Annotated in this window: 25 protein-coding genes; 21 read left to right on the forward strand and 4 right to left on the reverse strand. The window is 45.2% G+C overall.

Annotated features, from left to right (window positions below; translation table 11 throughout):
* The first annotated feature begins 79 nt into the window (after window positions 1-79).
* The 4 genes from Q1A70_RS02290 to phoU all read left to right on the forward strand — a co-directional run bounded on the left by Q1A70_RS02290 (window position 80) and on the right by phoU (window position 5,645).
* Window positions 80-2,302: an ABC transporter permease subunit gene (locus tag Q1A70_RS02290; protein ID WP_299686685.1), complete on the forward strand. Its 2,223-nt coding sequence runs from the start codon at window positions 80-82 to the stop codon at window positions 2,300-2,302.
* A 44-nt stretch (window positions 2,303-2,346) separates the two neighbouring features.
* Window positions 2,347-4,041, forward strand: a complete 1,695-nt coding sequence (gene pstA, locus Q1A70_RS02295; protein WP_299686683.1) for a phosphate ABC transporter permease PstA — start codon at window positions 2,347-2,349, stop codon at window positions 4,039-4,041.
* Entirely contained in the window at window positions 4,042-4,860 is an 819-nt protein-coding gene (pstB, locus tag Q1A70_RS02300) for a phosphate ABC transporter ATP-binding protein PstB (RefSeq protein WP_299686681.1), read from the forward strand. It abuts the gene before it with no gap.
* A gap of 86 nt (window positions 4,861-4,946) precedes the next feature.
* Window positions 4,947-5,645 carry a phosphate signaling complex protein PhoU gene (gene phoU, locus Q1A70_RS02305; protein ID WP_299686679.1) on the forward strand — a complete coding sequence of 233 codons (699 nt, stop codon included), beginning with the start codon at window positions 4,947-4,949 and terminating at the stop codon, window positions 5,643-5,645.
* A 5-nt stretch (window positions 5,646-5,650) separates the two neighbouring features.
* On the opposite strand, the gene Q1A70_RS02310 is transcribed toward phoU, so the two are convergent.
* The gene (locus Q1A70_RS02310; RefSeq protein WP_299686705.1) at window positions 5,651-6,433 is read right to left on the reverse strand and encodes a copper homeostasis protein CutC; all 783 of its coding nucleotides are present in this window, start codon (window positions 6,431-6,433) and stop codon (window positions 5,651-5,653) included.
* A gap of 315 nt (window positions 6,434-6,748) precedes the next feature.
* Window positions 6,749-7,357, reverse strand: a complete 609-nt coding sequence (locus Q1A70_RS02315; RefSeq protein ID WP_004740353.1) for a peroxiredoxin C — start codon at window positions 7,355-7,357, stop codon at window positions 6,749-6,751.
* A 209-nt stretch (window positions 7,358-7,566) separates the two neighbouring features.
* Between Q1A70_RS02315 and Q1A70_RS02320 the strand changes: the two genes are divergently transcribed.
* Complete coding sequence (locus tag Q1A70_RS02320; protein WP_299686677.1) at window positions 7,567-8,472, forward strand: hydrogen peroxide-inducible genes activator; 906 nt, start codon at window positions 7,567-7,569, stop codon at window positions 8,470-8,472.
* A gap of 74 nt (window positions 8,473-8,546) precedes the next feature.
* Here the strand turns inward: Q1A70_RS02320 and Q1A70_RS02325 are convergent, their stop codons facing one another.
* The gene (locus Q1A70_RS02325; RefSeq protein WP_299686675.1) at window positions 8,547-8,972 is read right to left on the reverse strand and encodes a CBS domain-containing protein; all 426 of its coding nucleotides are present in this window, start codon (window positions 8,970-8,972) and stop codon (window positions 8,547-8,549) included.
* A gap of 335 nt (window positions 8,973-9,307) precedes the next feature.
* Here Q1A70_RS02325 and queA point away from each other — a divergent pair, with 335 nt between their 5' ends.
* The 5 genes from queA to secF all read left to right on the forward strand — a co-directional run bounded on the left by queA (window position 9,308) and on the right by secF (window position 14,972).
* Complete coding sequence (queA, locus tag Q1A70_RS02330) at window positions 9,308-10,360, forward strand: tRNA preQ1(34) S-adenosylmethionine ribosyltransferase-isomerase QueA (protein WP_299686673.1); 1,053 nt, start codon at window positions 9,308-9,310, stop codon at window positions 10,358-10,360.
* Between the two features lie 196 nt (window positions 10,361-10,556).
* Complete coding sequence (gene tgt / locus Q1A70_RS02335) at window positions 10,557-11,693, forward strand: tRNA guanosine(34) transglycosylase Tgt (protein ID WP_299686671.1); 1,137 nt, start codon at window positions 10,557-10,559, stop codon at window positions 11,691-11,693.
* Window positions 11,694-11,803: 110 nt separating this feature from the next.
* Window positions 11,804-12,133: a preprotein translocase subunit YajC gene (yajC, locus tag Q1A70_RS02340; RefSeq protein WP_299686669.1), complete on the forward strand. Its 330-nt coding sequence runs from the start codon at window positions 11,804-11,806 to the stop codon at window positions 12,131-12,133.
* Window positions 12,134-12,153: 20 nt separating this feature from the next.
* Complete coding sequence (gene secD / locus Q1A70_RS02345) at window positions 12,154-14,010, forward strand: protein translocase subunit SecD (protein ID WP_299686667.1); 1,857 nt, start codon at window positions 12,154-12,156, stop codon at window positions 14,008-14,010.
* 14 nt (window positions 14,011-14,024) lie between these two features.
* Window positions 14,025-14,972 (forward strand): protein translocase subunit SecF, encoded by a 948-nt coding sequence (gene secF, locus Q1A70_RS02350; RefSeq protein WP_299686665.1) that lies wholly within the window; start codon window positions 14,025-14,027, stop codon window positions 14,970-14,972.
* A gap of 240 nt (window positions 14,973-15,212) precedes the next feature.
* Here the strand turns inward: secF and suhB are convergent, their stop codons facing one another.
* Entirely contained in the window at window positions 15,213-16,016 is an 804-nt protein-coding gene (gene suhB, locus Q1A70_RS02355; protein WP_299686663.1) for an inositol-1-monophosphatase, read from the reverse strand.
* Between the two features lie 181 nt (window positions 16,017-16,197).
* Between suhB and trmJ the strand changes: the two genes are divergently transcribed.
* From trmJ to ndk, 11 genes are all read left to right on the forward strand, one after another.
* Complete coding sequence (trmJ, locus tag Q1A70_RS02360) at window positions 16,198-16,926, forward strand: tRNA (cytosine(32)/uridine(32)-2'-O)-methyltransferase TrmJ (RefSeq protein WP_299686661.1); 729 nt, start codon at window positions 16,198-16,200, stop codon at window positions 16,924-16,926.
* A 115-nt stretch (window positions 16,927-17,041) separates the two neighbouring features.
* A complete protein-coding gene (gene iscR, locus Q1A70_RS02365; protein WP_299686659.1) occupies window positions 17,042-17,563 on the forward strand; it encodes a Fe-S cluster assembly transcriptional regulator IscR in 522 nt (173 codons plus the stop codon).
* A gap of 27 nt (window positions 17,564-17,590) precedes the next feature.
* Window positions 17,591-18,805 (forward strand): IscS subfamily cysteine desulfurase, encoded by a 1,215-nt coding sequence (locus Q1A70_RS02370; RefSeq protein ID WP_299686657.1) that lies wholly within the window; start codon window positions 17,591-17,593, stop codon window positions 18,803-18,805.
* Window positions 18,806-18,838: 33 nt separating this feature from the next.
* Entirely contained in the window at window positions 18,839-19,216 is a 378-nt protein-coding gene (gene iscU, locus Q1A70_RS02375) for a Fe-S cluster assembly scaffold IscU (protein ID WP_004740340.1), read from the forward strand.
* A 96-nt stretch (window positions 19,217-19,312) separates the two neighbouring features.
* A complete protein-coding gene (gene iscA / locus Q1A70_RS02380; RefSeq protein WP_299686653.1) occupies window positions 19,313-19,636 on the forward strand; it encodes an iron-sulfur cluster assembly protein IscA in 324 nt (107 codons plus the stop codon).
* 77 nt (window positions 19,637-19,713) lie between these two features.
* Entirely contained in the window at window positions 19,714-20,229 is a 516-nt protein-coding gene (gene hscB / locus Q1A70_RS02385; protein WP_299686651.1) for a co-chaperone HscB, read from the forward strand.
* A gap of 22 nt (window positions 20,230-20,251) precedes the next feature.
* Entirely contained in the window at window positions 20,252-22,102 is a 1,851-nt protein-coding gene (hscA, locus tag Q1A70_RS02390) for a Fe-S protein assembly chaperone HscA (protein ID WP_299686649.1), read from the forward strand.
* A 20-nt stretch (window positions 22,103-22,122) separates the two neighbouring features.
* Window positions 22,123-22,461, forward strand: a complete 339-nt coding sequence (fdx, locus tag Q1A70_RS02395; RefSeq protein ID WP_004740336.1) for an ISC system 2Fe-2S type ferredoxin — start codon at window positions 22,123-22,125, stop codon at window positions 22,459-22,461.
* 134 nt (window positions 22,462-22,595) lie between these two features.
* Window positions 22,596-22,796 carry a Fe-S cluster assembly protein IscX gene (gene iscX, locus Q1A70_RS02400; RefSeq protein ID WP_004740335.1) on the forward strand — a complete coding sequence of 67 codons (201 nt, stop codon included), beginning with the start codon at window positions 22,596-22,598 and terminating at the stop codon, window positions 22,794-22,796.
* Between the two features lie 207 nt (window positions 22,797-23,003).
* Window positions 23,004-24,299: an aminopeptidase PepB gene (gene pepB, locus Q1A70_RS02405; RefSeq protein ID WP_299686646.1), complete on the forward strand. Its 1,296-nt coding sequence runs from the start codon at window positions 23,004-23,006 to the stop codon at window positions 24,297-24,299.
* Window positions 24,300-24,405: 106 nt separating this feature from the next.
* Window positions 24,406-24,840: a nucleoside-diphosphate kinase gene (gene ndk / locus Q1A70_RS02410; protein ID WP_299686644.1), complete on the forward strand. Its 435-nt coding sequence runs from the start codon at window positions 24,406-24,408 to the stop codon at window positions 24,838-24,840.
* Window positions 24,841-24,971: the final 131 nt, after the last annotated feature.

Genomic DNA, 24,971 nt, shown 5'->3' on the forward strand with positions numbered 1-24,971 from the left:
GCTATTTAATGTGACCTGTAATACAATTGTCACGCAAACGAAATAGAGTGATGTTAGATCAAAAAAGGTAGATAAACAGATGGCTGCAGCCGAACTTTCATTGAAAAAACGAGATAGGAAAAGATGGTTGAAAGACCGCCTTATGCGTTTTGCTGTGACGTTAGGCGGTACCAGCGTGTTAGCGGCATTGGTTCTTATCTTTATTTACCTCGCCATCGTGATTGTTCCGATCTTTGCTGATGCAAGTCTAAAGGTTGATCAAACCGTTTATCCTGTGAAGGTTCAAGATCCGATCGCCATGACGATCGATGAATACGGCCAGCATGCGTTAGTGATCGACAGTAATGGCTCTGTTGATTATTGGAATCTCGATAGCTCTCAATCTACCCCCTATTTCTCTGCGTCCATTATTCAAGACCCCGTCACATTTACGAAAAGTACTCCAGCAGATAACTGGTTCGCTTTTGCTGATCGCAAAGGTCAAGTACAGCTATTTCAACCAAAATTCTCTAAGCCACAAGCTGTTGAAGGTGAAATTGAGAGCCCACGAATTAATTATCTCCAACCCAAACCATTTGAACTTTTAGATGCTGCGTCATTGAGTGATGGGGTGGTGATAGAAAAATTGGCCTTTGCCACTGACAACGATCAACTGACGTTGGTGGCTCAGTTATCCAATCAGCGTATTTTGGTGAAATGGTATCAAGCTTCATTAACGGGAGAGTATGCAGAAGTTCACTCCCAGTGGTTGTCTAAAGCATTCGGTCAACAGGACCAGCTTTTAATGACGCCGAATGGACAGACTCTGTATCTGCGCAATGCATCGGATCTGACGGTTCTCACCACTGAAACCTACGATTTTTCAGTTCGAGAAGTACTTGATTTAAGTTTAGGTGATGCACAACATGCAGTTAAGAATATTGACCTGTTGTCTGGTGCTTATTCTCTACTGGTGAGCCATATTGATGGGCGAGTGTCTCAGTGGTTTGATGTTTTAATGAATGAACAACGCAATCTGACGCACATTAGAGACTTCAAGCTCGCTGCTGAAGTCCAATTTTTGTTACCGGATACGTATCGTAAAGGTTTTTACAGTTTCTATAAAAACGGCACGATTAAAAGCCACTATACTACTAGTGAAAAGTTATCTCTGTTTGAGAAGGCTTATAAGAAGTCACCACAACTCGCCGCGATGTCATCGAATGAATTACATTTAGCCACACTCAGTGATGGCACCATTAGCCTTGCGCTAGTCGATAACCCATACCCAGAAGTATCCTTTTCATCGTTATGGCAAAAGGTATGGTACGAGAGCTACCCAGAGCCACAGTATGTGTGGCAGTCCACCTCTGCGAGCGATGATTTTGAAGCCAAATTTAGTCTGGTTCCTCTCACTTTTGGTACCCTGAAAGCCGCTCTTTTTGCGATGGTGTTTTCGGTCCCAATTGCAGTGCTGGGGGCTATTTATACCGCTTACTTTATGACTCCAAAGATGCGTCGAGTCGTAAAACCTTCTATTGAATTAATGGAAGCTCTGCCAACGGTCATCATCGGCTTTGTCGCGGGCTTATGGTTTGCGCCTATCGTAGAAATGCACTTAACCGCAACCGTGTTACTGCTTTTAGTGTTACCCCTAAGTATGCTTGCGGCCGGATTTATTTGGTATGGATTACCACGTGATTGGATTAGCCGTTTCCCAAACGGCTGGCATGCACTTATTCTGGCTCCCGTGCTGATATTGACCACCGTAATCGTGTTTTACTTTGGGGGGAGCATTGAGTCATTGTTGTTTGCGGGCGATATCAGGCTCTTCCTAAATCAGCACGGCATCGGTTTTGATCAACGTAATGCATTGGTCATCGGTTTGGCGATGGGGTTCGCAGTCATTCCTACTATTTTTACTATCGCAGAAGACGCGATTTTCTCGGTTCCCAAGCACTTATCTGATGGTTCGCTGGCGCTAGGTGCGACTCCTTGGCAAACGCTGATCTATGTGGTGCTGTTAACCGCAAGCCCAGGTATTTTCTCAGCCATCATGATGGGCTTAGGCCGAGCCGTTGGTGAAACCATGATTGTGTTGATGGCAACCGGTAATACCCCGATCATGGACTGGAATATTCTAGAGGGCATGCGAACGCTATCAGCGACAATTGCGGTCGAGCTTCCTGAATCAGAGGTGGGTAGCCCTCACTTTAGATTGCTGTTTTTAGCGGCATTACTTTTGTTCGTCTTTACCTTCGCCGTGAACTCGATAGCTGAATGGGTAAGACAAAGGCTGCGAGACAAATATCGTGCTTTATAATTGTTATTTTAATCGTCTATCACAACCAGTAAGAGAGCTTGGCTATGTTTAAGTGGATCAAATCAGGCTCTCCTTGGATATGGTTAACGGGGGGAGCGGTTAGCGTTAGTATGCTGTCGGTGCTCGGGTTGATCTTGTTTATTGGTTGGCAGGGGTTAACTTACTTCTGGCCTGCGCCTCTGTATCAGTGGCAAGTGAATCAAACCCAAAGCTTAGCTGGTGTGCCATTTCAAAATGAAGAAATGGCAAAGAACCGTTTAATTGGTCAACTCTATGAGCGTAAATATATCCCAGTGAATCAGCTGTCTAAGGTTCTGGATAAGAAACTGCCTCAAGAGATCGTCGATCAGGAGATGGTTCCACGCCTCAGCATCAAAATTGCGAATCGTGAATTGTACCCGGCTGATTTTGTTTCGATTCTTGAAGTGAATATTAAGGAGCCGACGACCCCTAAAGAGTGGGCAGTGATCGAGCGTAGCCGTGGTGGCTATTTCTTTGGTAAACCTATCGGTTTTAAGAGTGCTGATGGCGTTCAAACGGGTGATATTGAGAAAGCACTGCTTAAAGGGCTAACTCACGCCGACACGTTACGCAATGAAATTAGTAGTATTGTTAACCAAACGGTTCGCAAGAGCAGTTGGGGGTTAGAGCAACTGCGTTTAGAGCAGCGCAAAAAAGAGCTGAATGACAACCTATCAGATCAGGAGCGACAAATATTAGAAGCTAAGCGTTTAGTGTTGAGCCGTGAACTGGCTTCTGGGGAGTATCAATTGGACTCTTTAAGGCAGCAGCTCAATCTTGATGCTTTAATTGTTGAAGATATGACAGGCAAGGTTGTCGAGATTCCGCTCAGTGAGATATTAGATTTCTGGTTTCCAAATAAAATGACCTACCCAGAAAAAGTGCTGCATTGGTGCGAACAGGTTTGGAAATTTTTATCTGAAAACCCGAGGGAATCGAACTCAGAAGGTGGGGTATTCCCTGCTATTTTCGGTACCGTACTTTTGGTACTGATTATGTCGATTGTCGTGATGCCGCTTGGGGTGATTGCCGCAATTTACCTACATGAATATGCCAAAAATAACGCGTTTACTCGTTTGATACGTATCGCGGTCATTAACTTAGCGGGCGTACCCTCTATCGTTTACGGTGTCTTTGGTTTAGGCTTTTTTGTTTATACCATTGGTGGCTCGATAGACTCATTGTTCTATGCAGAGCGCTTACCCGCCCCCACATTTGGTACAACGGGTCTGTTATGGTCGGCATTAACGTTAGCGATACTGACATTACCCGTAGTGATTGTTACCACAGAAGAAGGTTTAACTCGAATCCCGAGTGCTGTCAGGCATGGTTCTTTGGCTTTGGGGGCAACTCAATCTGAAACCTTGTGGCGGATTGTTTTACCTATGGCAAGCCCTGCCATTATTACCGGGCTGATTCTCGCGGTTGCACGTGCTGCGGGAGAGGTCGCACCATTAATGTTAGTCGGTGTTGTTAAATTAGCGTCGAGCTTACCGATAGACACCCAGTTTCCGTATGTACACCTTGAAAGAAAATTCATGCACTTAGGTTTTCATATTTATGATGTCGGATTTCAAACATCCAATATTGAAGCTGCAAGACCCCTAGTTTACGCAACGTCATTTTTGTTGGTGACGGTGATTGTTGGATTGAATTTAACCGCGATAAATATTCGTAACAATTTACGTGAAAAGTATCGAACCTTAGGACAAGACTAAATGTTCTCGATTAATGAAGCCTTGGGTTACCAAGCGCCACTGGATGTTCATAACCTCACCGAGGAACAAACGGCTATCTCGATTGAGGGGTTGAATCTTTACTATAAACAAAGCCAAGCACTTGATGATATCTCAATGAAGATCCCCAAGGGGCAGGTGACGGCCTTTATCGGCCCTTCTGGTTGTGGTAAGTCGACCTTACTTCGATGTATTAATCGTATGAACGATCTCGTTGAAGGCTGTAAAGTCTCCGGTAAGGTGAAGTTATACGGGAACAATGTGTATCACCCAAAGGTGGATGTAGCGACGTTACGACGCCGTGTGGGTATGGTATTTCAGCGTCCGAACCCTTTTCCTAAATCTATCTATGAGAATGTGGTTTATGGCTTGAGGTTGCAAGGTGTAAACAATGGCCGAGACCTCGATGATGCCGTTGAGCGCTCACTGCGTGCTGCCGCGTTGTGGGATGAAGTGAAGGACCGTTTGCATGAAAATGCTTTTGGTTTATCTGGTGGTCAACAGCAGCGCTTGGTTATTGCGCGCGCCGTCGCCATTGAGCCTGAAGTGCTCCTACTCGACGAGCCGACATCGGCACTGGATCCGATTTCCACCTTGACAATTGAAGAGCTCATCAATGAACTAAAGGCACAATATACCGTGGTCATGGTTACCCACAACATGCAACAAGCCGCTCGGGTAAGCGACCATACGGCCTTTATTCATATGGGAAAATTGATCGAGTACTCAGATACCGATTCCATTTTTACATCGCCATTGAAAAATCAAACGGAAGACTACATTACTGGTCGATATGGCTAATAGCTAATAGCTAACGCAGTCGTTGTTATCACATAGAGCTAAGTTACTATTACATAAATGACTTAATTGTTTTTTAAGGAGTAGACATGCATTTTGGTCGCCACATTTCAGGACAGTTCAATGTCGAATTAGAGTCAATCCGAACTCATGTACTTACCATGGGGGGGCTCGTGGAGCAGCAACTTTCGTTTGCCATGCAAGCGCTGGATAAAGACGATGCTGAATTGGCCAAGAAAGTGATTCGTGACGATCATAAAGTGAATACGATGGAAGTAGCGATTGATGAGGCGTGTACCCGTATTATTGCCAAACGTCAGCCCACGGCGAAAGATCTACGCTTGATTATGGCGATCATCAAAACGATTACCGATCTGGAACGTATTGGCGATGTTGCCGCTAGAATTGCCCAAGGTGCGATAGACATTCCCTCGACTAAAGAGCAGCAATGCCATGTCTCTTTAGAGCCTCTTTGTCGTCACGCTATCACCATGCTTCACCAAGTATTGGACGCGTTTGCACGAATGGATGTTGATGCGGCAACACGGGTACATAAGCTGGATGATAAGTTAGATGAGGAATATGAGGCGGTTATTCGTCAGTTAATGGCCTATATGATGGAAGATCCTAAGAGCATCCCTAATATTTTACAGGTGATGTGGTCAGCTCGAGCGATTGAACGAGTGGGGGATCGTTGCCAGAATATTTGTGAATACATCATTTATTTTGTGAAGGGTAAAGATGTTCGCCACCTCGGCGATCAAAGCCTAGATGACGTTTTAAAGTAACCAGTTTATTGTGTCTGACTCGTTTTTGTGGGTAATTCCTTTCCTTTATCGATGAGAGCGGCTCTCACGTCAGATATCTTACTCGCATCGGTCACGGGAATCTGATAATCATTAATATCATCACTGCCCATTTGAGCACTTGAGTTGCTTTCCATTAGGCTTGGTCTTGTCGATTTTCCTGAAAGATGAAGCGCTGGTACTTGGGTGGTGTTTCTAATCACTTTGGCATTGGTAGCGTTTACGCCAGCCCCTGCCATAATATCGATTCGTCCATCGGCTTGTTTGACCATTGCTGCTAATACATCGATGCCTTGTTCAGCGTTGACGGCAAGCCCTGACGTTAGGACTCTTTCACACCTTAGCTTGATCACCTGCTCTAATGCAGCTTGGTAATCAGAACTTTGATCAATGGCTCTGTGGAACGTCACTCCAAGCTTCAACGAGTGCGCTTTATCAGCCAGTTGCTGCATTTTTGGCATATCAATACTTCCGTTAGGCGCTAACACACCAAGCACGACCCCGTTCAATCCTGCACTGGCACAAGCTTCAATATCTTCAAGCATACAGAGCATATCGTCATCATCGAAAATGAAGTCGCCTTGTCTTGGTCTTATCATAGCGTAGACAGGAACCGACGACACTTTTGCCGCTTGCTTCATCATGCCGAAGCTTGGCGTTAATCCGCCAAGTGCTAATGAAGAACAAAGCTCAATTCGATTCGCGCCACCAGATAGTGCGTGATGCAGAGATTCTAGGTTATCAATACAAACTTCAATTTCGGTATTCATCATATTTACTCGTTGAAAGAGGTACTGATGAAATAATAGCAATCTCGGTGTGATTCTGAATAGGTATCGATAGAGGAAAATAAGGGTAAAGTTTGGCTTTGCGGTTACCTCTATTTATTGTGAAAAAGAGTATAGATTTAATTGTTGTTAAAGTGCGTAAAAACAAAAAGCCCGAAGCGTTAACTTCGGGCTTTGAATAAGACTTTACTTCTTAACTGATTGGCGGTGCGCTTTGCGCTATTAGCTTATGCTTTATGTCTCGTTATCGAGAGTCATCCAACCATTAACCCGTGTTGAGTCGGGCTTAAGAGGTAATTACTTGCTTAGGTCGTCAGCGTGCTCAGATAGGAATGCTGCAACACCTTTTGGCGATGCGTCCATACCTGATTTACCTTCTTCCCATTGTGCAGGACAAACTTCACCGTTCTTCTCGTGGAAGTTTAGTGCGTCTACCATGCGTAGCATTTCGTCGATGTTACGACCTAGTGGAAGATCATTAACTACTTGGTGACGTACAAGGCCGTCAGCGTCGATTAGGAAAGAACCACGGAAAGCAACGCCTGCTTCTGGGTGCTCAACATCGTATGCTTTGCAGATCTCGTGCTTAACGTCAGCAACTAGAGGGTATTTAACTTGACCAATACCGCCGTCAGCGATAGCAGTGTTACGCCATGCGTTGTGAGAGAATTGAGAATCGATAGAAACACCGATTACTTCAACGCCTTTGGCTTGGAAATCTTCTAGACGGTTGTCGAAAGCGATTAACTCTGAAGGACAAACGAAAGTGAAGTCTAGTGGGTAGAAGAAAACAACCGCTTTCTTACCTTTAGTGAATTCTGCGAAGTTGAAGTTATCAACGATCTCACCGTTACCTAGAACAGCTGCTGCAGTAAAGTCAGGGGCTTGACGACCTACTAGTACCATTTTGGAATCTCCTAAAAATTAGTTGGCCCAACACATCTTTGTTTGGGCTCCGTTTCTACGCGACAAACTATAGTACAATCGGTACTATAGAAAAAAGCGAATTAAATAGATTAAGCTCATCGAAAAAAACGATGAGATTATTCTTTGTCCAGTCTTTAGGTCAAATGACCTTTACGTAACTTATCCTACTCATATTACAAAGTAATTTCATGAATAAATGGCCAAGTCTTAAGCAGCTTCACTATCTTGTTACGCTTCACGAAACACGTCACTTCAGTGATGCAGCCAATCGTTGCTTCGTCAGTCAATCGACGTTGAGTAAAGGTATTCAAAACCTAGAAGAACTCATTGGTTGCCCACTTTATGAGAAGAAAGATAAAAAGAGCCCATTGGTTTTCACTCAAGCGGGTGAGCTGGTGGTCAAGCATGGACGAGATCTGCTGGCAAAAGGGCAAGACTTGGTCGAACTTGGAAACCTATGTAATGGAGACGCGATGCAAGGGCAGTTGCGAGTCGGGTGTATTCCGACCATTGCTCCTTTCCTTTTATGCGATTTAGTACAAGAAGCCAACCAGCGCTTTCCACAGTTGAACTTATTGTTACGGGAAGACACGACAACTAACCTATTGGCGGCGCTGCGTAATGGTGAGTTGGATGTACTGATTCTGGCTTTGCCGGTCGACATTGACAATATGGAAAGCCAAGTGGTTGGGCAAGATCCTTTTCGAATGGTGATCAGCCGTCATCAAGCGGACGGTATTCGTGTTCCGATTAAATATGACGATTTGCCAGATGAATCTGTATTCTTGTTGGAGAACGAACACTGCTTAACCGAGCATGCAGTGTCGGCTTGTAAGTTAACAGATAAAGAGAAGATCAACCCGTTCACTGCAACGAGCCTTCATACATTGGTGCAAATGGTGGCCAATGGTTTAGGTACTACCTTTATTCCGCAAATGGCGATAGATCACGGTTTGTTAGAAAATCAAAATTTGGTGGTAATTGATCCGCCCGGGCAACAGGCTTATCGAGATATCGGCTTGGTTTGGCGACCAAGCTCGTCGCGTCGCGAAACCTTTCATCAGCTAGCGGATGTGGTGTCTGAGCTACTTTGAAAGCTTTTTTTCATCGGTATAAAACATCACTTAGAAGCGGCCAGCTAAGCCGCTTTTTTCATGTTTTCTAATCGTTACTCGACTTCTTGCTGCAGCTCTAACAAATTGATCGCTATCGTCACAAAATCACTGTCGGTAATAATGCCGACTAACTCGTGGTTTTCTACGACAGGTAAGCAGCCCACTTTGTGTTTTTGCATATAGATAGCCGACTCTTTTAGCCCGGCTCTCGGCTCTACAGACATGACGCTCTTGTGCATGATGTCGTTGAGAGGAGTAGCAAGCGTAAAAGATTGAGCTTGCGGGATGTTTTGCAGGCTAGACTCTTGAGCGGCTAGCACGTCTCGTTGTGTTACAACGCCAAGTAGCTTTCTATCGGCATCGACGACCGGAATATGGCGAATATCCAGTGCTTCCATCATGTGTTTAGCATCGGCCAATGAGTGCGAACGCAATAGGGTATGAGGGTTGCGAGTCATCATATCTTCAACCTTGATCATACGAACCTCCTTATTTTCTATTTGTTACGATCACTATAGTTATTTCTCTAAAAAATAACTGAGAGCTGACGCATTTTTGAGTGAGTTTGATGCAACTAAAATCTCGAACTTGGAAAGGGGAATTGAGTGGGTTATTTTACGCCTGTTTACAATAATCCATGGCTGTAAACCTTGCTATTGCGGCCTGTGTGCCTATACTACCCCACTGCGAAATTTTTAGTCGTGTTTGCGATGTGTTTACGGTAGCGATTAACTTACTGTAACGCTGTATTAGCGACAACGATTTATGATTCGTCAACGGTACAAATCTCATCAACTAAGACAAGACTAGACACATGCAAGTTTCAGATTTTCATTTTGACCTACCAGATGAACTTATTGCTCGCTACCCTCAAGAAGAGCGTACTGCAAGCCGCCTATTACAATTAGATGGCAATAATGGCAACCTGACAGACGGTTCGTTTAAAAACGTTTTAGACTTGGTTGAGCCAGGCGATCTTGTCGTTTTCAATAACACCCGAGTGATTCCTGCTCGTGTCTTCGGTCGTAAGGCATCAGGCGGTAAACTAGAGGTACTCGTTGAGCGTATGCTTGATGAGAAAAGCATTCTGGCGCACGTTCGCTGCTCTAAATCACCGAAGCCGGGCACCAAGCTGTTCCTTGGTGAGAACGATGAATATGAAGCTGAAATGGTGGCGCGTCACGATGCGTTATTTGAAATCCATTTCACATCCGATCAAAGTGTTCTAGAGATCCTGAACAGTGTTGGTCATATGCCACTGCCCCCTTATATCGATCGTCCCGATGAAGATGCAGATAAAGAGCGCTACCAGACGGTTTATAATGAAAAGCCGGGTGCGGTTGCAGCGCCAACTGCAGGCCTTCACTTTGATGACAAGCTTATGGCTGACATGAAAGAAAAGGGTGTTGAGTTTGCTTACGTGACGCTTCACGTGGGCGCGGGTACATTCCAGCCGGTTAAAGTGGACAACATCAATGATCACCACATGCATGCTGAGTACGTTGAAGTACCGCAAGATGTGGTGGACGCCGTAGCGGCAGCAAAGGCGCGCGGCGGCCGTATTATTGCTGTGGGGACCACATCGGTACGTTCACTAGAAAGTGCAGCACAAGATGCATTGAAGAATGGCACTGAGCTCGTTCCTTTCTTTGGTGATACTGAAATCTTCATCTTCCCTGGCTATCAATACCAGCTGGTGGATTGCTTGATCACCAATTTCCATTTACCAGAATCAACATTGATTATGTTGGTAAGTGCATTTGCAGGTTACGACAATGTGATGGCCGCTTACGATCACGCAGTGAAGAACGAATACCGTTTCTTTAGCTACGGTGATGCGATGTTCATCAACAAGAAAACCAGCTAATTTTAGCGGTTTATAAGCGATACACATATTATATTTACGAGTGCTAGCAGTACGCTAGGAGCCGGGCAGGGTATCTGTCTAATCTCTCGCAAGGATTACGCGACCGCTCCTCATAGAGCTCATTAGACTGAACTTTCGTTTAGACTAAAGCTCTGAATTAACAGTCAGATTGTTTCTCTGGCATATCGGAGGTTTCGTGAAATTAAAATACGAACTTAAAAAAACTAATAGCGGCGCACGTCGTGGTCAACTTCAGTTTGAACGCGGTACTGTTGAAACGCCAGCATTCATGCCTGTTGGTACTTACGGTACCGTAAAAGGTATGACGCCTGAAGAAGTGAAAGACACAGGTGCTGAAATCCTTTTGGGTAATACTTTCCACCTATGGCTACGTCCTGGTCAAGAGATCATGAAATTGCACGGTGACTTGCACGACTTTATGAACTGGAAAGGGCCGATCCTGACTGATTCAGGTGGTTTCCAAGTATTCAGCCTAGGTGCTACGCGTAAAATCACTGAAGAGGGTGTTCACTTCCGTAACCCTGTAAACGGTGACAAGATCTTCATGGACGCTGAGAAGTCGATGGAAATCCAAAAGGATCTAGGTTCAGACATCGTCATGATCTTCGATGAGTGTACGCCTTACCCTGCGACGCATAAAGAAGCTAAAGACTCAATGGAGATGTCTCTTCGTTGGGCTCAGCGTTCACGTAATCATTTTGATAAGCAAGAAAACCCGAACTCATTGTTCGGTATTGTTCAAGGTGGTGTGTACGAAGACCTGCGTGATGTATCCGTTAAAGGCTTAACAGACATTGGTTTTGACGGTTACGCTGTGGGCGGCCTAGCAGTAGGCGAGCCAAAAGAAGACATGCACCGTATTCTTGAGCACACTTGCCCTCAATTGCCTGAAGATAAGCCACGTTACCTAATGGGCGTTGGTAAACCTGAAGACCTAGTTGAAGGCGTTCGTCGTGGTATCGACATGTTTGACTGTGTTATGCCAACGCGAAATGCACGTAACGGCCACCTGTTTGTGACTGAAGGTGTGATCAAGATCCGTAATGCGAAGCATAAAACCGATACAACACCACTAGATTCAGAGTGTGACTGTTACACTTGTAAGAACTACAGTAAGTCGTACTTACACCATTTGGATCGTTGTAACGAAATTCTAGGTGCTCGATTGAACACGATTCACAACCTGCGTTTCTACCAGCGAGTCATGTCTGACATTCGTCAGTCGATCGATGAAGACCGCTTTGAAGAGTTCGTTGCAGAATTCTATGCAAGAATGGGGCGTGAAGTGCCACCACTAGGCAAAGAATCTTAGTATTTCTTTTTTGCGAGCCCTATCTCTTTTACGAGAGCTAGGGCTTGAAAATGAAGGGATGCAACCCAATTAGACAAACAATTACGAAAATATAATAGAGGATGTTTTAAATGTTTATTTCTCAAGCTCACGCAGCAGCAGAAGGTACACCAGCAGGCGGCGGTTTCGAAATGCTTATCATGCTAGGTATGTTCGCAGTGATCTTCTACTTCATGATTTACCGCCCACAAGCTAAGCGTGTTAAAGAGCATAAGAACCTTATGGCTTCAATGGGTAAAGGCGATGAGGTTCTTACAAGCGGTGGCCTTATCGGTAAGATCACTAAGATTGCAGAAGACAGCGACTACGTTGCTATCGAACTGAACGTAAACAACGAAGTCGTTATCAAGAAAGACTTCATTACAGCAGTGCTACCTAAAGGTACTCTGAAATCTCTATAAACAGCTAGAGGATCCTCGCTGTGCTAAACCGTTACCCGTTATGGAAGTACTTGATGGTAGTGTTTACTATTGCTATCGCTGCGTTGTACGCACTTCCGAATATATACGGTGAAGATCCGGCAGTTCAAGTTACAGGGGCGCGTGGCGCCTCTGTAAATATGTCTACGCTGGATGCTGTCACCAATGCTCTTGAAGCAGAAAACCTTTCTACTAAATCCGTTGCTCTCGAAGACGGTTCCATTCTTGTTCGCTTTAACGACACAGATTCTCAAATTAGTGCCCGTGATGTCATCACAGAAGCTTTAGACGAAGACGTAATCGTTGCTTTAAACCTAGCGGCTTCTACTCCACACTGGCTTGAATCTATTGGTGCTGCACCAATGAAGCTTGGTCTTGACCTACGTGGTGGTGTTCACTTCTTGATGGAAGTGGATATGGACGCGGCAATGCAAAAGCTGGTTGGTCAGCAAGAAGAAGCCTTCCGCAGTGAACTTCGTGAAGAGAAAATCCGTTACCGTGCGATTCGCCCATCGGGTAAAGATGCGGTTGAAGTGCTGCTACGTAATGAAGAGCAGCTTGCTCAAGCGAAATCACTACTGCAATCTAAGCACCAAGACATGACGTTTGTAGATTCTGAATCTAACGGTCGCTTCTCTTTGGTTGCTAATTTCACGGATGCTCGTCTTCAAGAGATCCGTAATTATGCGGTAGAGCAGAATATTACCATTCTACGTAACCGTGTTAACGAACTTGGTGTTGCTGAGCCTTTGGTTCAACGTCAAGGGGCTAGCCGTATCGTTGTTGAGTTACCTGGTGTTCAAGACACAGCGCGTGCTAAAGAAATTCTTGGCGCGACGGCAACGCTTGAATTCCGAGAAGTTGATAGCAGTGCTGACTTAGCCGCTGCCGTTTCTGGTCGTGCCCCAGCGGGTAGCGAAATAAAGGAAGATCGTGATGGTCGCCCTGTGGTACTTAAGAAGCGCGTTATCTTAGGCGGTTCAAGTATTACAGATGCAAGTTCAAGTGTTGATGAGTATGGTCGTCCACAAGTTAACATCTCGCTAGACAGCGAAGGTGGTAGCAAGATGTCTGCATTCTCTCGTCAAAATATCGGTAAGCTTATGGCGACGGTATTTGCAGAGTACAAAGACAGCGGTCGTAAAACACCGGAAGGCCGCGTTATCTTAAGTAAGCACGAAGAAGTGATTAACCAAGCAACGATTCAATCTGCACTTGGCCGTAACTTCCGTATTACAGGTATCGACTCAGCGGCTGAAGCTCATAATTTAGCACTTCTACTGCGTGCTGGTGCCTTAATTGCGCCTATTTCGATTGTAGAAGAACGTACGATTGGTCCATCTATGGGTCAGCAAAATATCGATATGGGTATCATGGCGATGGTTTGGGGTATGGCTGCAGTTATGTTGTTTACGCTGCTTTACTACCGTCGCTTTGGTCTTATCGCGAACATTGCGTTAATGGCGAACTTGGTGTTAATTATCGGCGTTATGTCGATGATTCCGGGGGCAACCATGACCTTACCAGGCATTGCCGGTATCGTATTGACCGTTGGTATGGCGGTTGATGCAAACGTTCTGATCTTCGAGCGTATACGTGAAGAGATTCGAGAGGGACGCAGCCCGCAGCAAGCGATTCACCAAGGTTACGCAAACGCATTCAGTACTATTGCCGATGCCAATATCACCACACTACTAACAGCAATCATTCTATTCGCTGTAGGTACAGGTGCTATCAAGGGCTTCGCGGTAACGCTGTCTATCGGTATCTTGACCTCTATGTTTACAGCTATTATCGGAACACGTTGTATCGTGAACCTGATGTATGGCGGTAAACGCGTTAAAAAATTGTCGATCTAAGGCTAGGAATTAATATGTTTCAGATTCTAAAAGCAGACAAAATGATCGACTTTATGCGTTGGTCAAAAGTGGCGTTTGTTTTATCTATCTTAATGATTGGTACGGCTATCTTTACCCTAACAACGAAATCGTTAAACTGGGGACTAGATTTTACAGGCGGTACTCTGATTGAAGTTGGTTTTGAACAACCGGCACACCTTCCTGATATCCGTAGCGCACTAGAAGCTGAAGGCTTTGGCGATGCAACGGTACAGAACTTCGGTTCAGCTCGTGATGTAATGGTTCGTTTACGTCCACGTGAAGGCGTAGCGGGCGAAACACTGGGTAACCAGATCCTTTCTGCGATTGAGAGCGGTACTGGTGAGCAAGTTGAAATGCGTCGTATCGAATTCGTTGGCCCTAACGTGGGTGACGAATTAACAGAAGCGGGTGGTCTTGCTATCCTTGTTTCTCTTATTTGTATCTTGATTTACGTATCGGTGCGATTCGAATGGCGTTTGGCTGCGGGTGCGGTACTCGCACTGGCGCACGACGTTATCATCACCCTGGGTGTGTTCTCTCTAATGCAAATTGAGGTCGACCTTACCATCGTAGCAGCCTTGCTAACGGTTGTTGGTTACTCTCTCAATGATACCATTGTTGTATTCGACCGCATCCGTGAGAACTTCCGTAAGATGCGTAAAGGGGAAGCGCCTGAAGTGCTGAACAGCTCAATTACACAAACATTGAGCCGTACCTTGATCACTTCTGGTACCACGTTATTCGTAGTTATCGCACTGTTTGCACAAGGTGGCGCTATGATTCACGGCTTTGCGACTGCGCTTCTACTGGGTATTACGATTGGTACTTACTCTTCTATCTACGTAGCATCTGCAGTGGCGATGAAGTTAGGTATTGCGCGTGAACACCTAATGCCACCACAAGTGGACAAAGAAGGTGAAGAGTTTGATGAGATGCCTTAGGCCTTGGCTTAATAAGTTTCGCTAAACTAAAAAAACCGCTAGGCAACTAGCGGTTTTTTTTACGTCTGTATTTTGTCGATAAGCTCAACGTAACTTATCGGCGAGTTGAGTTGCACTTACTGTAACCAAGAGCCACCATTCTCGTATCTCAAATCGCAGATGTAAAAAAGCCTCGCAAATTGCGAGGCTTTAGAATTTCGGTAGTCCCTTTAAACAGGGAGCGTTAACGTAAGGTCTGAATTACTTCAGCATACCTTCGTTAGCGTGCTCACGAACGTGCTTAAGAATAGACTTAACACCACGTGCGCTTGAAGCAACAACATTACCAGACGTCATGTAATCAGTACCACCAGCAAAGTCAGTCATGATAGCACCAGCTTCACGAGCGATTAGGTCGCCAGCAGCTAGATCCCATGGCTTAAGACCAAGCTCTAGGTAACCATCAACACGGCCAGCTGCTAGGTAACATAGGTCAAGAGCAGGAGAACCTGTACGGCGGAAATCAGCACAGTCAATGAATAGACCAGAGATGATCTTCATGAAAGATTCAGAGTGTTGTTTTTGTTTGAATGGGAAACCCGTCGCTAGAACAGTACCTTGAAGGTCTTTCAGTTGAGTTACACGCATACGAGCGTTGTTAAGTTGAGCGCCAGCGCCACGTTGAGCTGTGAATAGCTCGTTTAGCATTGGGTCATAAACACAAGCGACTTCTGTACGACCGTTCATGCGAACTGCGATAGATACAGAGAAGTGAGGGAAACCTTTTACAAAGTTGTTGGTGCCATCTAGTGGGTCAACGATCCATTGTACATCAGAGTCTTTACCTTCAGTCAGGCCTTTCTCTTCAGAAATAATGCTGTGCTCTGGGTAAGATGCTTTGATTGTCTCAATGATCATGTACTCTGCTTCTTGAGCAATATTAGTAACGTAATCGTTGTTACCTTTTAGAGACGATTCGATCTTATCAGTTGTTTCTAGAGATTTAGCAATATGGTTGCCAGCTTTACGCGCAGCGCGTATCGCAATGTTTAGCATTGGATGCATATGGTTTTTCCCACAAGATGTTAAAGAACAGGTTAAAGCGGCGGCGAGTATACCAAAGTTTTCGCAAAAGGGAAGTGGTTATTTTTTGAACTCTTGGGTTCATATTGCACTAAGGGTCTGACCATTTTACTTTGCTATGTGTTAATATCTCGCGATTATTTTTAAAGTGGTGTCATATAGCATGTTAGACAATGTAAAAGTCGTTCTGGTTGGTACGTCTCATTCGGGAAATATTGGATCAGCAGCTCGCGCAATGAAAGTGATGGGTTTGAGTCAATTGGTTCTTGTAGACCCTCAATGTGAAGTTGACGAACAGACCTTAGCACTGGCTGCGGGTGCAGGTGACATCGCAGAAAATGCGACCATCGTTTCAACGCTAGATGAAGCGGTGAAAGATTGCGGTTTGGTCGTCGGTTCGAGTGCACGTTCACGTACGCTTGAATGGCCAATGCTTGAGCCTCGCGAATGCGGACAAAAGTTTGCGGTTGAAGGTCAGAAGCATCCAGTGGCATTAGTGTTTGGTCGTGAGCGCACCGGCTTAACTAACGATGAGCTTCAGAAGTGCCATTATCACGTATGTATCCCTGCTAACCCAGAGTACAGCTCGCTCAACCTAGCAATGGCGGTACAGACTCTGAGTTATGAAGTGCGCGTGGCACACCTTGATATGGTCGCTAGCCAATACCAACCACAACAGCAAGATGAATACCCTCGTCACGAAGAACTAGAAATGTTCTATGAGCACCTTGAAAAAGTGATCATTGATACCCAATTCATCTCTAAGGATAAGCCGGGTCAAGTGATGAACAAGCTACGTCGTCTTTTCAGTAGAGCTCGTCCTGAGCTGCAAGAAATCAATACGCTACGTGGTATTTTGACTTCTATTGAGAAGAGTAAAAGCGACAAATAAAGCCCCAAAGTAGCTAGGGTTAAATACCTGACTAAAATAGTCAACTAAATACTTGACCATTTTAGTCGGGTATGGGAAGATTCCAACCACATAAACAATGTGGATACGGTGTGATATGAAACTTACATCTAAAGGAAGATATGCGGTAACAGCTATGCTAGATGTAGCGCTGCATTCGCAAAAGACCCCAGTTCCTCTGGCTGATATCTCAGAGCGACAGGGCATCTCGTTATCTTACTTAGAACAACTATTTTCTAAGTTACGTAAAGCTGGCTTAGTTGCGAGTGTTCGTGGTCCTGGCGGTGGTTACCGTTTAGGTGCTAACGCGAGTGATATCGCTGTCGGAACAGTGATTGCAGCAGTAGACGAATCTGTCGATGCAACTAAGTGTCACGGTCGAGCTGACTGCCAAGGCGGTAGTCGTTGTTTAACTCACACCCTTTGGCGTGATCTAAGCTCCCGTATTAGCAGCTTCTTAAATGACATTACGCTCGGGGAGCTAATGAAAGATAACGAAGTTATAGAGATTTCCGATCGTCAAGATATCGATCTTGCGGTTAATAATGGTTTTGCACATAAAAATACGAGCACTACAACGATTAGTGCAGCGCCTAATGGTGTTAATGCCCGCTCTTAGCGGTCAGTTTTTACATTGGAGTAGAAAATGAAACTGCCTATTTACTTTGACTATTCAGCTACATGCCCAGTCGATCCACGTGTTGCTGAAAAAATGGTTCAGTGCATGACGATGGACGGTAACTTCGGTAACCCTGCATCTCGTTCACACCGTTATGGCTGGCAGGCAGAAGAATCAGTAGATAATGCTCGTGAGCAAATTGCCGATCTACTAAATGCAGACCCTCGTGAGATTGTCTTCACATCGGGTGCTACAGAATCAGATAACCTTGCTATCAAAGGTGCAGCGCACTTTTACGAGAAGAAAGGTAAGCACGTCATCACGTGCAAAACAGAACACAAAGCGGTTCTTGATCCATGCCGTCAACTAGAGCGTGAAGGTTTTGAGGTTACGTACCTAGAGCCAGAAGCAAATGGTATTATCGATCTAGATAAGCTACAAGCTGCAATGCGTGAAGATACGGTTCTCGTTTCTATCATGCACGTAAACAACGAGATTGGTGTTATCCAAGATATCTCAGCAATCGGCGAATTATGTCGTGCTCGCAAGATCATCTTCCACGTTGATGCGGCACAGTCTGCGGGTAAAATTCCACTAGATGTAAAAGAGATGAAAGTGGACCTAATCTCTCTTTCTGCACACAAAGTCTACGGCCCTAAAGGCATCGGCGCTTTGTACGTTCGTCGTAAGCCACGTATTCGCCTAGAAGCGCAAATGCACGGCGGCGGCCATGAGCGTGGTTTCCGCTCAGGCACACTTGCGACTCACCAAATTGTTGGTATGGGCGAAGCTTTTGCTGTTGCCAAGCAAGATATGCAGAAAGATTACGATCACGCATTAGCACTTCGTGAACGCCTCCTGAAAGGTGTTCAAGATTTAGAAGCGGTAACGGTGAACGGCGATTTAGACCAACGTGTACCTCATAACCTAAACGTGAGCTTCGCTTTCGTTGAAGGTGAATCTCTACTTATGTCTCTAAAAGACTTAGCGGTTTCATCGGGTTCTGCATGTACATCAGCAAGCTTGGAGCCTTCATACGTTCTACGTGCGCTGGGTTTAAATGACGAACTGGCACACAGCTCGGTACGTTTCTCATTCGGCCGTTTTACAACGGAAGAAGAAATCGACTACGCGATTGCACAAATTCGCGTAGCGGTAAACAAATTACGCGACATGTCTCCTCTATGGGATATGTATAAAGAAGGGATTGATTTGAACACGGTTGAGTGGGCTCATCACTAATCTCACGGAAATAGAGGATGCGAGGTAACTATCATGGCATATAGCGAAAAAGTAATTGATCACTACGAAAACCCACGCAATGTAGGTTCGTTTGATAAAGAAGACCCAAGCGTTGGTAGCGGCATGGTTGGCGCGCCAGCTTGTGGTGACGTAATGAAGCTGCAAATTAAGGTAACGCCAGAAGGTATTATCGAAGATGCAAAATTCAAAACTTACGGTTGCGGTAGCGCAATTGCTTCTAGTTCACTCGTTACTGAGTGGGTGAAAGGCAAAAGCATCGATGAAGCGGCTGCTATCAAAAACTCTGAAATCGCAGAAGAGCTAGAGTTGCCACCAGTGAAAGTTCACTGTTCAATTCTTGCTGAAGATGCTATTAAAGCGGCAGTTGCGGATTACAAAAAGAAGCGTTAATCGTTTTTTTCGTCATCACGAAAAATAATCAATATTTGGGAGCACCCTTTGTGCTCCCCCTGAGCTCTCAATTTATATAAAACACAAGGTTGTAGTATGGCCATCACCATGACAGATACGGCGGCAAGCCGAGTTCAAGCTTTCTTAGATAACCGAGGTAAAGGTATCGGGTTACGCTTAGCGGTTAAAACCACTGGCTGTTCAGGGATGGCGTATGTACTAGAGTTCGTTGACGAGCTTAACGAAGAAGACCAAGTGTTCGAGCATTCAGGTGTTAAGGTCATCATTGATCCAAAGAGCCTAGTTTACCTAGACGGAACTGAGCTTAATTACGTAAAAGAAGGCCTAAACGAAGGTTTTGAATTCAACAACCCTAACGCAAAAGGCGAATGTGGTTGTGGTGAAAGCTTTAATGTATAAACGCTTACAGCGTTTATAGTAAGCGAAGAATAAAATTAGGCTCTAAGTAAAGAGCCTAAACTTAGGACCACCGTTACATGAATCATTTCGAATTATTTGGGCTACCACTTCAGTTTCAGCTGGATGGTAGCCTTCTTTCTTCTCAGTTTAGAGATCTGCAACGCCAATTCCACCCTGATAAGTTTGCCACTGCTTCTGAGCGTGATCGCCTGTTAGCCGTGCAAAAAGCCGCGCAAATCAATGATGCGTATCAGGTGTTGAAGAACCCAATTAGCCGAGCTGAATATCTTTTAGTTCAGCATGGTGAAGATATTCGTGGTGAGCAGCAGACCATGCAAGATCCGATGTTCCTGATGGAGCAAATGGAGTTGCGTGAAGAGCTGGAAGAGATCGCTGGCCGTTCTGACTCTGAAGATGCTTTGTTTGCATTTGAAGGCAAGGTGAGCAAAATGTATAAGCAGCAATTGATCGCTATCCAACAAGAGCTCGACAGCGAAGCGTGGTTAGAAGCTGCAGACCGAGTAAGAAAGCTTAAGTTTATTGCAAAATTAAAGAATGAAATCGAGTTAGTTGAAGATCGTTTGATCGGCTAGTTCGTATAACAAGGACACATCCATGGCACTACTTCAGATTGCAGAACCAGGGCAAAGCGCCGCTCCTCATCAGCACAAGCTTGCTGTGGGTATTGATTTAGGAACAACAAACTCACTGGTTGCAGCAGTGCGCAGTGGTGAGGCGAGCCCGCTTGTTGATCAACAAGGTCGCAGTATTCTGCCTTCCGTTGTTCACTATCAGTCGGAGTCTTACACGACGGGCGATGAAGCTCGTGCAAACGCACAGATTGATCCTCAAAATACCATTATCTCAGTTAAGCGCTTAATTGGCCGTTCACTGTCAGACATTCAACAGCGCTACCCATCTCTGCCATACCAGTTTGAAGAAAGTGATCATGGTCTGCCTGTGATCTGCACAAAGCAAGGCAACAAAAACCCCATTCAAGTATCCGCTGATATTCTGCGTGCATTAGGTCAACGTGCTGAATCTACATTAGGCGGCGAGCTTTCCGGTGCGGTAATTACCGTTCCTGCGTATTTTGATGATGCTCAGCGTGCTGGCACGAAAGACGCCGCGCAACTTGCTGGCCTTCACGTATTACGTCTTCTGAATGAACCCACTGCGGCAGCGATTGCTTACGGCCTCGATTCAGGTAAAGAAGGGGTCATCGCAGTTTACGACTTAGGTGGCGGTACGTTTGATATCTCCATACTACGCCTATCTAAAGGTGTCTTTGAAGTACTGGCGACAGGCGGTGACTCTGCATTAGGCGGTGACGATTTTGACCATTTAGTTGCGAGCCATTTCCAACAGCAAATGGGCTTATCAGAGCTCACAGCAGAACAGAACCGTATTCTTCTTGATGCAGCGACAGAAGCGAAGATTAGCTTATCTGAAGCGGAAAGTGTTGATGTTGAAGTGCTAGGCTGGTCTGGTTCATTAACTCGTGAAGAGTTCGAAGAGATCATCAAGCCGCTAGTTAAGAAAACACTGCTGTCGTGCCGTCGCGCACTAAAAGACGCAGAAGTTGACGCGGATGACGTTCTAGAAGTTGTGATGGTCGGCGGTTCAACTCGCACATTGCTGGTACGTGAAATGGTCGGTGACTTCTTTGGTCGTACGCCATTAACCAGCATTAACCCAGATGAAGTGGTTGCGATTGGTGCGTCGATTCAAGCGGATATCTTAGTTGGCAATAAGCCTGACTCAGAAATGCTACTACTGGACGTTATCCCTCTGTCGCTTGGTATCGAAACCATGGGCGGCTTGGTTGAAAAGATCATCCCTCGTAACACCACTATCCCAGTTGCTCGTGCACAAGAATTTACTACGTTCAAAGACGGCCAAACGGCAATGACCGTGCACACCGTGCAAGGTGAACGTGAAATGGTTGACGACTGTCGCTCACTGGCTCGATTTGCTTTGAAAGGCATTCCGCCGATGACAGCTGGTGCTGCTCATATTCGTGTTACTTACCAAGTGGATGCGGATGGTCTGCTGTCGGTGACCGCAATGGAAAAGAGCACTGGTGTTCAAGCTGAAATTCAGGTTAAGCCTTCTTACGGCCTAAGCGACAATGAAGTGGCGAGTATGCTCAAAGATTCGATGACGTTTGCTAAAGAAGACATGCAAGCTCGCGCACTTGCTGAGCAGCGCGTTGAAGCGGATCGTGTGATTGAAGGGCTTATAGCTGCCATGCAAGCTGATGGCGATGAGTTGCTTGATGAGCAAGGTAAACAACAACTTGTTCAAGCGATTGAAACTCTGATTGAAGTGCGTAATGGTGAAGATGCTGATGCCATTGAGCTAGAAATTAAGAATACTGACAAAGCGAGCCAAGATTTTGCTTCTCGTCGTATGGATAAATCAATTCGTTCTGCACTGTCAGGTCAGTCAGTCGATAATATTTAATAGTTAGAGAATAGATAAACATGCCAAAGATTATTGTTTTACCTCACGAAGATCTATGTCCAGAAGGCGCTGTTTTAGAAGCTAAAACTGGTGAGACGGTTCTTGATGTTGCATTGAAGGCCGGTATTGGTATTGAGCACGCATGTGAAAAGTCATGTGCATGTACCACATGTCACGTTGTGATTCGTGAAGGTTTCGATTCTTTAGAAGAGAGTGATGATCTAGAAGATGATATGCTAGATAAAGCATGGGGCCTAGAGATGGAGTCTCGCCTTGGTTGTCAGGCGAAAGTTGCTGATGAAGATCTTGTTGTCGAAATTCCAAAATACACATTAAATTTAGCTTCTGAAGACCATTAACAACCAGTTCCCAGCCATGGCTAATTACTGTGGTGGCTGAGAGCGCTATTGCTTAGACAAGTATGCTAAGAAAACTGGCCTAGAATATAGATAATAAAAGATGACGGAGTCGTCACTAAATATAAGGACGTATTATGAGCTTGAAATGGATAGATTCGCGAGATATCGCAATTGAGCTGTGTGATTTATACCCAGACACCGATCCTAAAACCGTACGTTTTACCGATCTGCATCAGTGGGTGCTTGACCTTGAAGAGTTTGATGATGAGCCTAATCACTCGAATGAGAAAATCTTAGAGGCCATTATTTTGTGTTGGATGGATGAGATGGACTAATCCTCTCGTCTAATGATTGGACTTTGGATTGGCATCAGCCCGATATAAAACTCAGCCAAGTTAACAATTTTAACTAAAAAAAACGGACCTTATGGTCCGTTTTTTTATCAAAATGACATTTTACTCCTACATAATGCTAACATCAGTACGCTAATAAAAAATAATCAGGATCACCCAGTTAACGTGGTTCTAAGACGAGGAGCAATCATGTCTACACAAATGTCAGTATTTTTAAGTCAAGAAGCTGCCCAGCCTCAGTGGGGAGCAAGAGCTATTTTATCCTTCTCTGAAGTGGGAGCGACCATTCATATCGGTGAAGGTCACGATCTCGGCGCAGTTCAACGCGCAGCTCGTAAGCTTGATGGACAAGGTATCGCATTCGTTTCACTGCGTGGTGAAGGTTGGGACTTAGAAAGCGTATGGGCTTTCTACCAAGGCTATCGTGGACCAAAGAAAAAGAATGCATTGGAATGGGATGCACTTCCAGAAGCTGAACAAGCTGAGTTAGAAGCACGTATTCGCTCAACGGATTGGACGCGTGACATTATCAATAAAACCGCTGAAGAGGTGGCACCTCGTCAATTGGCGACGATGGCTGCGGAATACATTAAGTCGGTAGCACCAGCAGGCACAGTTAAAGCGAAGATCGTTAAAGATAAAGATCTATTAACCGAAGGTTGGCAAGGTATTTACGCAGTAGGCCGTGGATCTGAGCGCACATCGGCAATGCTTCAGCTTGATTTCAACCCAACAGGTGATGAAAACGCACCTGTATTTGCTTGTTTAGTAGGTAAAGGTATTACTTTTGACTCTGGTGGTTACAGCATCAAACCGGGCCAATTCATGACAGCAATGAAGTCAGACATGGGCGGCGCTGCAACCATCACTGGTGGTTTAGGTCTGGCGATTGAACGTGGTCTTAATAAGCGTATCAAGCTGATTCTATGCTGTGCTGAGAACATGATCTCTGGTCGCGCACTGAAGCTGGGCGACATCATTACCTACAAAAATGGTAAGACGGTTGAGATCATGAATACCGATGCGGAAGGTCGTTTAGTTCTTGCGGATGGCTTAATGTATGCGAGTGAGCAAAAGCCGGAGCTGATTATCGACTGTGCAACGCTAACGGGCGCTGCTAAAAATGCACTCGGCAATGACTACCACGCACTATTAAGTTTTGATGATGAGTTATCTCACCAAGCGCTAACGGCGGCCAACCAAGAGAAAGAAGGTCTGTGGCCACTGCCTCTTGCTGATTTCCACCGTGGTATGCTGCCTTCAAACTTTGCTGATCTTTCTAACATTAGCTCTGGCGATTACACACCGGGTGCTAGTACAGCAGCGGCATTCCTTTCCTACTTTGTCGACGACTACAAAAAAGGTTGGATTCATATGGATTGCGCAGGAACGTACCGTAAATCAGCCAATAATAAGTGGTCAGCAGGCGCAACGGGGATGGGGGTTCGTACTCTGGCTCGCCTTCTTATCGACCAAGCAAAATAATAATAACAGTGAGTGGTAGTTCAATACTGCTCACTAATAAAATCAAGATCGAATGATCTCAGTAATTTCAGTATTTAATAACAAAAAATGAAGTGAAGGAATTCCTATGGCTCTAGAAAGAACGTTCTCAATTGTTAAACCGGATGCAGTTAAGCGTAACCTTGTTGGCGAAATTTACCACCGAATCGAAAAAGCAGGCCTTGAAATTATTGCTGCGAAAATGGTTCGTCTGACGGAAGAGCAAGCGAGTGGCTTCTACGCTGAACACGAAGGCAAAGTGTTCTTCCCTGCACTGAAAGAATTTATGACTTCTGGCCCTATCATGGTTCAAGTGCTTGAAGGCGAAAATGCGATTGCTCGTTATCGTGAACTGATGGGCAAAACAAACCCAGAAGAAGCGGCATGCGGTACGATTCGTGCTGATTACGCAATCAGCATGCGTTACAACTCAGTCCACGGCAGCGACAGCCCTGAATCAGCGGCTCGCGAAATTGAGTTTTTCTTCCCAGAATCTGAAATTTGCCCGCGTCCAGTTCAATAATTAGCACACAAATCATTGTAAAGGCTTCACTTCGGTGAGGCCTTTTTTTGTCAGTGGGTTTTACGTTCGTGGTTAAAGATTCCAGATACCTCGTTCCTCAGTTCTGGAATGACAGGAAGTTTTAGTGACTG

It is taken from the genome of uncultured Vibrio sp. (assembly GCF_947488985.1).
Lineage (GTDB): Bacteria > Pseudomonadota > Gammaproteobacteria > Enterobacterales > Vibrionaceae > Vibrio.

Excerpts from the sequence above, each read along its gene's own strand:
- pepB (WP_299686646.1), top strand. The coding sequence starts at position 23,004 with ATGTCTACACAAATGTCAGTATTTTTAAGTCAAGAAGCTGCCCAGCCT.
- pstB (WP_299686681.1), top strand. The coding sequence starts at position 4,042 with ATGTTCTCGATTAATGAAGCCTTGGGTTACCAAGCGCCACTGGATGTT.
- suhB (WP_299686663.1), bottom strand. The coding sequence starts at position 16,016 with ATGCATCCAATGCTAAACATTGCGATACGCGCTGCGCGTAAAGCTGGC.
- hscA (WP_299686649.1), top strand. The coding sequence starts at position 20,252 with ATGGCACTACTTCAGATTGCAGAACCAGGGCAAAGCGCCGCTCCTCAT.
- Q1A70_RS02370 (WP_299686657.1), top strand. The coding sequence starts at position 17,591 with ATGAAACTGCCTATTTACTTTGACTATTCAGCTACATGCCCAGTCGAT.
- ndk (WP_299686644.1), top strand. The coding sequence starts at position 24,406 with ATGGCTCTAGAAAGAACGTTCTCAATTGTTAAACCGGATGCAGTTAAG.
- Q1A70_RS02290 (WP_299686685.1), top strand. The coding sequence starts at position 80 with ATGGCTGCAGCCGAACTTTCATTGAAAAAACGAGATAGGAAAAGATGG.
- Q1A70_RS02310 (WP_299686705.1), bottom strand. The coding sequence starts at position 6,433 with ATGAATACCGAAATTGAAGTTTGTATTGATAACCTAGAATCTCTGCAT.
- Q1A70_RS02315 (WP_004740353.1), bottom strand. The coding sequence starts at position 7,357 with ATGGTACTAGTAGGTCGTCAAGCCCCTGACTTTACTGCAGCAGCTGTT.
- yajC (WP_299686669.1), top strand. The coding sequence starts at position 11,804 with ATGTTTATTTCTCAAGCTCACGCAGCAGCAGAAGGTACACCAGCAGGC.
- Q1A70_RS02325 (WP_299686675.1), bottom strand. The coding sequence starts at position 8,972 with ATGATCAAGGTTGAAGATATGATGACTCGCAACCCTCATACCCTATTG.
- fdx (WP_004740336.1), top strand. The coding sequence starts at position 22,123 with ATGCCAAAGATTATTGTTTTACCTCACGAAGATCTATGTCCAGAAGGC.
- Q1A70_RS02320 (WP_299686677.1), top strand. The coding sequence starts at position 7,567 with ATGAATAAATGGCCAAGTCTTAAGCAGCTTCACTATCTTGTTACGCTT.
- pstA (WP_299686683.1), top strand. The coding sequence starts at position 2,347 with ATGTTTAAGTGGATCAAATCAGGCTCTCCTTGGATATGGTTAACGGGG.
- trmJ (WP_299686661.1), top strand. The coding sequence starts at position 16,198 with ATGTTAGACAATGTAAAAGTCGTTCTGGTTGGTACGTCTCATTCGGGA.
- iscR (WP_299686659.1), top strand. The coding sequence starts at position 17,042 with ATGAAACTTACATCTAAAGGAAGATATGCGGTAACAGCTATGCTAGAT.
- iscA (WP_299686653.1), top strand. The coding sequence starts at position 19,313 with ATGGCCATCACCATGACAGATACGGCGGCAAGCCGAGTTCAAGCTTTC.
- queA (WP_299686673.1), top strand. The coding sequence starts at position 9,308 with ATGCAAGTTTCAGATTTTCATTTTGACCTACCAGATGAACTTATTGCT.
- phoU (WP_299686679.1), top strand. The coding sequence starts at position 4,947 with ATGCATTTTGGTCGCCACATTTCAGGACAGTTCAATGTCGAATTAGAG.
- iscX (WP_004740335.1), top strand. The coding sequence starts at position 22,596 with ATGAGCTTGAAATGGATAGATTCGCGAGATATCGCAATTGAGCTGTGT.
- secF (WP_299686665.1), top strand. The coding sequence starts at position 14,025 with ATGTTTCAGATTCTAAAAGCAGACAAAATGATCGACTTTATGCGTTGG.
- iscU (WP_004740340.1), top strand. The coding sequence starts at position 18,839 with ATGGCATATAGCGAAAAAGTAATTGATCACTACGAAAACCCACGCAAT.
- hscB (WP_299686651.1), top strand. The coding sequence starts at position 19,714 with ATGAATCATTTCGAATTATTTGGGCTACCACTTCAGTTTCAGCTGGAT.